At 42.4% G+C, this 9,414-nt stretch carries 9 protein-coding genes; 7 read left to right on the top strand and 2 right to left on the bottom strand.

Going from position 1 to position 9,414, the window contains the following annotated elements; all coding sequences use genetic code 11:
- Window positions 1–2,642 (bottom strand): ribonuclease E (rne, locus tag BM380_RS03385; RefSeq protein ID WP_090493060.1); only part of this gene is annotated, 2,642 nt, incomplete at its 3' end.
- Window positions 2,643–3,412: 770 nt separating this feature from the next.
- Between rne and rluC the strand changes: the two genes are divergently transcribed.
- Both rluC and BM380_RS03370 read left to right on the top strand, forming a co-directional pair.
- Window positions 3,413–4,372: a 23S rRNA pseudouridine(955/2504/2580) synthase RluC gene (rluC, locus tag BM380_RS03375; RefSeq protein ID WP_036982979.1), complete on the top strand. Its 960-nt coding sequence runs from the start codon at window positions 3,413–3,415 to the stop codon at window positions 4,370–4,372.
- 11 nt (window positions 4,373–4,383) lie between these two features.
- Window positions 4,384–5,028 carry an HAD-IA family hydrolase gene (locus BM380_RS03370; protein ID WP_090492920.1) on the top strand — a complete coding sequence of 215 codons (645 nt, stop codon included), beginning with the start codon at window positions 4,384–4,386 and terminating at the stop codon, window positions 5,026–5,028.
- On the opposite strand, the gene BM380_RS03365 is transcribed toward BM380_RS03370, so the two are convergent.
- Window positions 5,021–5,617, bottom strand: a complete 597-nt coding sequence (locus BM380_RS03365) for a Maf family protein (RefSeq protein ID WP_090492917.1) — start codon at window positions 5,615–5,617, stop codon at window positions 5,021–5,023. The genes BM380_RS03370 and BM380_RS03365 overlap by 8 nt on opposite strands.
- Window positions 5,618–5,748: 131 nt before the next feature.
- On the opposite strand from BM380_RS03365, the gene yceD reads away from it, so the two are divergent.
- From yceD to fabG, 5 genes are read left to right on the top strand one after another with little or no spacing between them, the layout of a single operon-like run.
- Entirely contained in the window at window positions 5,749–6,273 is a 525-nt protein-coding gene (gene yceD, locus BM380_RS03360) for a 23S rRNA accumulation protein YceD (RefSeq protein WP_013464694.1), read from the top strand.
- A gap of 9 nt (window positions 6,274–6,282) precedes the next feature.
- Window positions 6,283–6,453: a 50S ribosomal protein L32 gene (gene rpmF, locus BM380_RS03355; protein WP_008109865.1), complete on the top strand. Its 171-nt coding sequence runs from the start codon at window positions 6,283–6,285 to the stop codon at window positions 6,451–6,453.
- 12 nt (window positions 6,454–6,465) lie between these two features.
- Entirely contained in the window at window positions 6,466–7,506 is a 1,041-nt protein-coding gene (gene plsX, locus BM380_RS03350) for a phosphate acyltransferase PlsX (RefSeq protein ID WP_013464695.1), read from the top strand.
- A gap of 53 nt (window positions 7,507–7,559) precedes the next feature.
- Complete coding sequence (fabD, locus tag BM380_RS03345; protein ID WP_036956225.1) at window positions 7,560–8,486, top strand: ACP S-malonyltransferase; 927 nt, start codon at window positions 7,560–7,562, stop codon at window positions 8,484–8,486.
- A gap of 11 nt (window positions 8,487–8,497) precedes the next feature.
- Complete coding sequence (gene fabG / locus BM380_RS03340; RefSeq protein ID WP_013464697.1) at window positions 8,498–9,244, top strand: 3-oxoacyl-ACP reductase FabG; 747 nt, start codon at window positions 8,498–8,500, stop codon at window positions 9,242–9,244.
- Window positions 9,245–9,414: the final 170 nt, after the last annotated feature.

Here is a 9,414-nt window from a genome sequence, read left to right as displayed (position 1 = left end):
ACTGGTTCTTCAGCTTTCACTGGTTCTTCAGTTTTTACTGGTTCTTCAGCTTTTACTGGTTCTTCAGCTTTTACAGGCTCTTCAACTTTCGCTAATTCTTCTTCAACAATGTTTTGTTCAACTGCATCAGAGGCATCAACGGCCGTTTTATGTGCTTTTGCTTTTAGCTCTGCTTCGTATTCAGCAGCGGCTTGATCCGCAACTGGAATGAAAGCAGGCGCTTCATCAGACTTCTCTTGCGCGTTTTCACCTTCAGGGCGACGACGACGTTGGCCAGATGCACGAAGATGACGCGGTGAACGACGTGAGCGAGTACGTGTTTGCTCTTGCTCTTCATCTTGTGTTGCCACGTTATCGTTTGCATCAACAACAGCCTCAGCTTGTTCTTTAGCAGGTGCAGGTGCTTTTTCATCAGATACCGGCGCTTGCTTTTCAACAACAGGAGCTTGCTCTTTCACTTGTGGCTTGTCTTCTTTAACCACTGGTTGCTCAACAGCTTGCTCAGTTGTTTGAACTTGCTCTGTGCTTTCGTCTTGTACGCGAACTTTTTTACGTAAATTACGACGTTGACGACGTACCTTAGGCTTTTGCTCTTTTGGCTCAGCATTCTTATCAGATTTAACTGCAGTATCCGTATTTTGAGTTGCCTCTGCTTTTACTTGCGTTTTATCTTCAGTTTTATGCTCAGGACGTTTACGCGTATTTGAATTACGACGGCGCTTATTGCGATTCTCATTCTTTTCTTGCGTATCATTTACAGGCGCCGACTCATTTTTAGCTTCAGTGTCTGCAGTACGTTCGTTACGCGGTTTATTACGAGGGTTATTATTACGACGACGTTGGTTGTTATTACGACGACGATTATCATTACCACGGTTATTACTAGGGCGATCTTGCGATTGCTTTTCAGTCTGTTTTTCTGATTTTTGCTCAGTATCAGACCCAAATAACGACTTAATCCATTTACCTAATGCGGCAAATAAACCAATTTCAGCTTTTGCTTCTACTACCGGCGCAGCTTTTGCTGCCGCTTGTGGAGCAGGCGTTGAAGGCATAACGACGCCTTTAAGCTTCGGCTCTTCACGAACAGGTGCCGCTGGCGATTTAGACATTTCAAATGCTTCAGGCTCAGGCGCAACAACTTGCTCGTAGCTTACAGTTTCAAGCGTTTCATCTTTACGTAAACGCATTACTTCGTAGTGAGGTGTTTCCATGTGTTGATTAGGAATAATCACTACATCACATTTATGATGCTTTTCAATACGGTGAACGCTACGACGTTGCTCATTCAATAAATAAGCGGCAACAGCAACAGGCACTTGAGCATTAACTTGAGCGGTGTTGTCTTTAATCGCTTCTTCTTCAATTAAACGAAGAATAGACAATGCGATTGATTCGTTAGAACGAATTGTACCTTGACCACTACAACGTGGACAAACACCTTGGCTTGCTTCGCCTAGTGAAGGGCGTAGGCGTTGGCGCGACATTTCAAGTAAGCCAAAGCGAGAAATTTTACCAATTTGTACGCGCGCACGATCAGGGCGAGCAGCATCTTTTAAGCGGTTTTCTACTTCACGTTGATGACGTGGAGGTGTCATATCAATAAAGTCGATAACAATTAAGCCACCTAAATCACGTAAACGAAGTTGACGTGCAATTTCATCTGCCGCTTCTAGGTTGGTGTTAAGCGCTGTTTCTTCAATATCGCCGCCTTTTGTTGCTTTAGACGAGTTGATATCGATAGAGGTAAGTGCTTCAGTAGGGTCAATTACAATAGAACCACCTGAAGGTAAGCGCACTTCACGTTGGAACGCAGACTCAATTTGGCTTTCAATTTGGTAATGTGTAAATAAAGGTGTATCACCTTGATAAAGCTTAACGCGACTCATGAAATCAGGACGAAAACGCTCTATGTGCGCTTTAGCTTCTTCAAAAACACGAGGCTTATCAATTAAAATTTCGCCAATGTCACGACGTAAATAATCGCGAATTGCACGGAAAATTACGTTGCTTTCTTGGTGAATTAAAAATGGTGCTTTTGCACTGTCTGCCGCTTGTTGAATGGCTTCCCAGTGGACTAATAATGCTTTTAAATCGTAGTTTAGTTCTTCAAACGACTTACCAACACCTGCGGTACGTACAATTAAGCCCATACCTTTTGGAAGTTCTAAGCGGCTTAGCGACTCTTTAAGTTCAGTACGCTCATCACCCTCAATACGGCGAGAAATACCGCCAGCGCGAGGGTTGTTAGGCATAAGTACTAAATAACTACCTGCCACGCTGATAAAGGTAGTCAGTGCTGCCCCTTTTTGGCCGCGCTCTTCTTTATCAACTTGTACAATAACTTCTTGACCTTCTTTGATCACGTCGCGAATATTCGGACGACCATGAAAGGTGTAACCTTGCGGGAAGTAAGTACGGGCAATTTCTTTTAAAGGAAGGAAACCATGACGATCAGCACCGTAATCAACAAATGCTGCTTCTAAAGATGGTTCAATACGTGTGATTTTACCTTTGTAAATATTGGCTTTTTTCTGTTCGTGACCTGGGCTTTCTATATCTAAATCATATAGGCGCTGGCCGTCAACCAGTGCTACGCGCATTTCTTCTTGCTGCGTTGCATTGATTAGCATACGTTTCATAATGTTACTCTACTAGTTTGTGTCGCTGACATGACGATGTTTTCTCGCCTGTTCAGGTGTTCCTATTTTTAGAATGTGCAGCCTCACGACTGGGTCTTTAACGGAACGGCTCTGTATTTAGTAAGCAGTATTTTAAATGCCGGCAAACAATAGGGTGTAATCACGCTATTAAATTCTAAGGGGATACAAACGTGTCGGCTTTTTAGCTCAATACTCGTTTTATCCAGAAGTTGGCCTGTCATAACAATCTTATTAAATGCATTCATATTAGGTGCGTAGGGCTCTTTAGCTTCAAACCATAGTTTCGTTTTTAAAACTACCGTTATCGTTTTTATGAGCAAAAATCGCTACCGATGTTAATGAACGCTTATTTATTAGATTTTTTTAGTTCTAAATAAGCTGCTGTACGGTACTACAATATTTGAGCGAATTCTGAACGGCGTTTTTTTACGCCGCCACTATCAGACAAATTATCTGTTCATTGCTTTTACTATCACTTTAAAAATCAATTCATGTTCAAACTTAAGCAGCAATATATTACGCGCATTGCCGTTAGTTGTGCGCACGTGTTAACTGGGTATGTATAAAAGCTTTGGAAAACTTAACTCGGATCTGTATGATCGGTTACCCAGAATGTGCATCACGAATGTTTTAATGTGTTAAAAAGCACCGTTGTTATTTGCAAATACTAAATATTTGCGCTGCTGATTATCCCACTATTATAACTGTGTTAGCAACTAAATTATTTTACTTAAATCAGTGATTAGGCAATGTCAGAAAAAACCGGCTTACAAGTAACTTTTGTCACTATCAACGAAGACCACTTAGGTCAGCGTATTGATAACTTTCTTATTACCCATTTAAAAGGGGTGCCTAAAAGCGCAGTTTACAAAATTCTTCGTAAAGGTGAGGTGCGTGTAAACAAAAAACGCATTAAACCTGTGTATAAATTGCAGCTAGACGACGTTATTCGTATACCACCAATCAGAGTGTCAGAGCGTGAAGAGTTTGTCCCTTCAAAACTCGATAAAGTAACGCGCCTTGAAGACGATATTTTATTTGAAGACAAATACCTGATGGTTATTAACAAGCCATCGGGTATGGCTGTGCATGGCGGCAGTGGCCTAAGCTATGGCCTTATTGAAGCATTGCGTGTTTTACGCCCAGAAGAGCGCAGCCTTGAGCTTGTGCACCGTTTAGACCGTGATACATCAGGTTGTTTACTCATTGCTAAGCGCCGCTCTGTACTGACTGCGTTGCATGAGCAATTACGCGAAAAAACAATGGAAAAAAATTATTGGGCACTTGTTGAGGGTCAATGGGACTCTAAAACAAAAAATGTGACTGAAGGCTTGCGCAAAAACACCCTAAAATCGGGTGAGCGCGTAGTACGTGTTGATAATACCGAGGGCAAACCGTCGCATACCCGCTTTAAAGTGCTTGAGCGTTTTAACGATTGCTCATTAGTACAAGCATCCCCTGTAACCGGTCGTACTCACCAAATTCGTGTGCATACTCAGTGTCAAGGCCACGCTATTGCCTGTGATGACAAATATGGCGATCAAGGGTTTGACGAGTCAATGCGTAAACGTGGTTTAAATCGCTTATTTTTACACGCCCATGATTTAAGTTTTTACCACCCTAAAAACGAAACCACTATGCGAGTAGAAGCACCGCTTGATAAAGCACTATCAAGTTGTTTAGTGAAACTTAGAGCAGCAAAAGCGTGATCTCACCCACCATGAAAAACTACAAGCTGGTGATTTTTGATTGGGACGGCACCATTATGGATTCAATTAGCAAAATAGTTAATTGTATCCGCAAAAGTGCACAGTTACTCAATATTGAACCGCCGAGCGATACTGCCAGTAAAAATATTATTGGCTTGTCGCTTGAAAACGCAATAGCGAGCTTGTTTCCTGATTACAGTGAGCATCACGAAGCGCTTATTGCAGGTTATAAACAGCAGTATGCGCTTGATACCACCCCAACACCGGTATTTGAGCACGTTGAACAGGTGCTCACTGGGTTAAAAAATCAAGGCGTAATATTGGCGGTTGCCACAGGTAAAAGTCGGGTAGGGTTGGAGCGTTTATTGGATGAGAGCCAGCTGCGTCATTTTTTTAGTGCTACGCGTACCAGCGACGACGCCAAATCAAAGCCAGCTCCTGATATGCTCTATCAACTACTTGAAGAGCTGGCTATAAGCGCCGACGAAGCATTGATGATAGGCGACACGCAAATCGACATGGCAATGGCAAAAGCTGCAGGTATGGATAGACTAGGGGTAACCATGGGCGTGCACAACGCTGCGCAATTAAACGAGTTTACGCCTATTGCAACCGCTGACAACTATCAGCAGTTGCAACAACTTTTACTTAGTTAGTTTGTGCGCTTAATACATCTAAGCCAAACTCAGCCAATAATTGGCTGAGTTTAATGAGTGGTAAACCAATTAAACTATTTGGGTCATCACCACTGAGCTTTTCAAATAAACAAATACCCAAGCCTTCACTTTTAAAACTTCCTGCACAATTATAAGGTTGCTCTGCATCGCAATAAGCACTTATTTGCGCCGTTGTTAACGTTTTAAAAGTGACATTAAAGGGCTCAACAAGGGTTTTGCTTTGCTTTGTGTCTATATCGTACACACACAAGCCAGTTAAAAAAGTGACCGTTTGCCCACTAAATAAGCTGAGTTGTTTTATGGCGTTTTCTTTATTGTGTGGTTTACCTAATATTTGGTCATTAAATACAGCAACCTGATCGGAGCCAATCGCTAAGCCTTGGCCAAAATGCTCGACCGCAGCTGCGGCTTTTAGTTCGCTTAAACGTTTAACAAGATCGTTAGGTGTTTCGTTGCTGTGAGGCGTTTCGTCAACATCGGGCGAAAACGTTTCAAAAGGCAGATTAAATTTTTGTAATAAAGACTGCCTAAAAGGCGAGCTTGAGGCTAATATAAGAGAGTGCTTCATGGCATGTTTTCCTAGCGTAAATCAGATTGAGTTAGGATAAATCAGATCCGTGAGTAAAACACGTGAAAAACAACGTAAAATTGGTTTTTTACTTTGACTAACCCACTAACTATCTATATGATGCAGCCCCTATGCAAAAGGTGAAAATTCCCATCACCCTTCATCCGGGCAAAGCAGCGCAACACCGTTTAAAGTATGACGGCATTGTACCGCTTGAGAAACTTCCTCGTTTACGAGGGGTTATCCAGGAAGAAGTAGGTGAAATAGCGGTAAAAATTCATTGCAAAAACGATGAGCAAGGTTTAGTTGTGATTAGTGGCAATTTGTCCACACACGTAACTGTCACTTGTCAACGTTGTAATGGTGATTTAGGGTTGGATTTGGATCAAGACTTTGTGTATTCGCCAGTCGGTTTGGATGCAGAGTCAGATGATCTTCCAGAAAGCTACGACGAAGTAGCACTTGATGAAAATGGTGAAATAGACGTGTTTGAGTTAATCGAAGACGAGCTTATTTTAGCAGTGCCATTAGTGCCTACCCACAACGAAGCTTCATGCAGTTATACAGCAGAGCCTGCCAGCTTTGGTGTTTTAAAGGCGGAAGATGATAAACCAAATCCATTTGATATTTTGAAACAACTTAAGAAAGATTCTTAGGAGAAGACTATGGCTGTACAAAAAAGCAAAAAGTCTCGTGCAAGACGCGGCATGCGCCGTTCACACGATGCGATCAGTGGTCCAACTTTAACTGTAGACCAAACATCTGGTGAGACTCATCGTCGTCACCATGTGACTGCAGATGGTTACTACAAAGGCGTTCAAGTAATTTCTAACTAAGAGATTGCTTATATGCTGACCAATCTAACCATAGCGTTAGATATGATGGGGGGCGATTATGGCCCCCGTTCATCTATCCCCGCAGCCGTTTCCGCGGTAAATGCTAATGCCAACTTAAAACTCATTTTATGTGGCAACGAGCAAGTAATAGCTAAACAATTAGAATCACTCGATTCACTTTCTCATCCCAGATTAATAATTCGCCATTGTAATGACGTTGTCACCAATGCCTGCGAACCCGCTGTTGCTATACGCTCAAAAAAAGATTCCTCAATGCGTGTTGCCCTTGATTTAGTTAAATCGGGTGAAGCGCAAGCCTGTGTTAGCTCTGGCAATACAGGGGCGCTATTTTTTATGGCGCATTACGTATTAAAAATGCTTCCAGGAGTGAAACGTCCCGCACTCATATCGGCTGTACCGACTGAACGTAAAAATCCTGTTTACTTACTCGATTTAGGTGCCAATGTGCACTGTGATGCGCAAATGCTGTATCAGTTTGGCATTATGGGTTCGGTAGTGGCAGGACAAGCACTTGGGTGTGATAACCCAAAAGTCAGTTTATTAAATATTGGCGCCGAAGACATCAAAGGTCACGACGAAATTAAGCAAGCCGCGCAGTTAATGCAGCAAAGCGAGCTGATTAATTATATTGGGTATAGCGAAGGTAGCGATATTTTTTCTGGCAAAGCCGATGTTATTGTCTGTGAGGGGTTTGTCGGTAACGTTGCACTTAAAACCTGCGAAGGCATTGCCAAACTTATCATGAAAAAGTTCACCCGTGCCCTCGAAAAACACGTTGTTTATAAGTGCATGGCGTTTATGTTGGCGCCAATCATAAAAAAACTCTATAAAAGAGTGAACCCCGACCAGTATAACGGCGCTTCTCTGGTAGGATTGCGCGGTATTGTTGTTAAAAGCCATGGAAATGCCTCAGCTAAAGCATTTCATGCCGCAATCGACGAAGCAGTGAAAGAAGTAGAACGTCAACTTCCGGATAAAATTGCTGCTATCTTCGAAAAAACACATTCTAAAGACACGGTGGCCAATCAGTAAATTGATGTGCCGTGTTATACATTATTTATTTTGTTTAATTAAAAGAGCAAACTATGGCACAAAAAATTGCACTTCTTTTTCCAGGTCAAGGCTCGCAAACTGTGGGTATGTTAAACGAGCTACTTGAAAGCTCAGACATAGTAAAAGCCACATTTGCAGAAGCATCAACCGCACTAGGATACGACCTAGCAGATCTCGTTCTTAACGGTCCAGAAGAAAAACTAAATCAAACTCACCGTACTCAACCTGCTTTATTAACAGCAAGCGTTGCTATTTACCGTCATTGGTTAGCTGCAAATCCAGATGCAGACGTTGTCATGGCAGGGCATAGCTTAGGCGAATACTCAGCACTAGTATGTAGCGATGTGATCAGTCTAAGTGAAGCCGTAAAACTGGTTGAAAACCGTGGTTTATACATGCAAGAAGCTGTCCCTGCGGGTGTGGGTTCTATGGCCGCTATTATTGGTTTAGGTGATGACGAAATTAAAGCAGCATGTGAAGCGTCTGCACAAGGTGAGGTTGTTTCACCGGTTAATTATAACTCGCCAGGCCAAGTGGTTATTGCCGGTCATAAAGATGCAGTAGATAGAGCATCAGTCGCTTGTAAAGAAGCCGGCGCAAAACGTGCACTGCCATTATCGGTTAGCGTACCGTCGCATTGTGAACTTATGAAACCTGCGGCTGAAAAATTAGCCGCTGACTTAGCGGCTTTAACATTTAATTCACCTAAGTGTGATGTAATTAATAATGTTGATGTAAAAGCTGAAGGTTCAGCCGATGCAATTAAAGACGCATTAGTACGTCAGTTATATAGCCCAGTTCGTTGGACTGAAACAGTGCAAGCATTAGTTGCACAAGGCGTAACGCAAAGTTATGAATTTGGCCCTGGTAAAGTATTAACAGGACTTGCAAAACGCATTGATAAAGCGATGGTGTGTGGCTCAGTTAACGACCTTGCATCAATCGATACAGCTAAATAAGAGTATATAATATGAGTAATTTATTTTCTTTAGAGGGCAAAGTTGTCCTGATCACCGGCGCTAGCCGTGGTATTGGTAAAGCGATTGCAAACACCTTAGTGGCACAAGGCGCAAAGGTAGCGGGCACAGCGACAAGCGAGTCAGGTGCGGCTAAAATTAGCGAATACTTAGGTGATAACGGTAAGGGTTATGCGCTTAACGTCACCGATCCTGCGTCAATTGAGGCAACATTAGCGGCAATTAAAGCCGATTTAGGTGATATTGATGTTTTAGTGAATAATGCCGGTATTACGCGCGATAATTTATTAATGCGCATGAAAGAGAGTGAGTGGGACGATATTATCGACACCAACTTAAGCTCTATTTTCCGTTTATCTAAAGCGGTACTTCGCCCAATGATGAAGAAAAAGAACGGCCGTATTATCAATATTGGCTCAGTAGTGGGCACTATGGGTAACGCTGGCCAAGCGAACTACGCGGCAGCTAAAGCGGGTGTTATCGGTTTTTCTAAATCATTAGCGCGTGAAGTTGCTTCTCGTGGTATTACTGTTAACGTGGTTGCACCGGGATTCATCCAAACAGACATGACGGATGATTTGACAGATGAGCAAAAAGCAGCAACGCTTGCAAACGTACCTGCGGGTCGTTTAGGCCAGCCAGATGAGATTGCAGCAGCTGTGTGTTATTTAGCATCTGACGCTGCTGCGTACGTATCAGGTGAAACTTTGCATGTAAATGGTGCGATGTACATGGTTTAGCTTCGCAATGCGAAATAGTTAAACCACAAATTACTAATGAGTTTGCTAAAAAATATTGAATTTTTCGCAAACTTGCTTTAAACATACTTGAAATCGCTGTGAAAATAAGCGATAAAAGATAAAATAAACACTCAAGAGGTTTGACCAGCAAATTATTTATGGTCAAAAGA

Origin of the sequence: Pseudoalteromonas sp. DSM 26666 (genome assembly GCF_900116475.1) — a bacterium.
In the GTDB taxonomy this organism is placed as follows: Bacteria; Pseudomonadota; Gammaproteobacteria; order Enterobacterales; family Alteromonadaceae; genus Pseudoalteromonas; species Pseudoalteromonas tetraodonis.
This window is presented reverse-complemented; position numbering and strand designations above follow the sequence as displayed.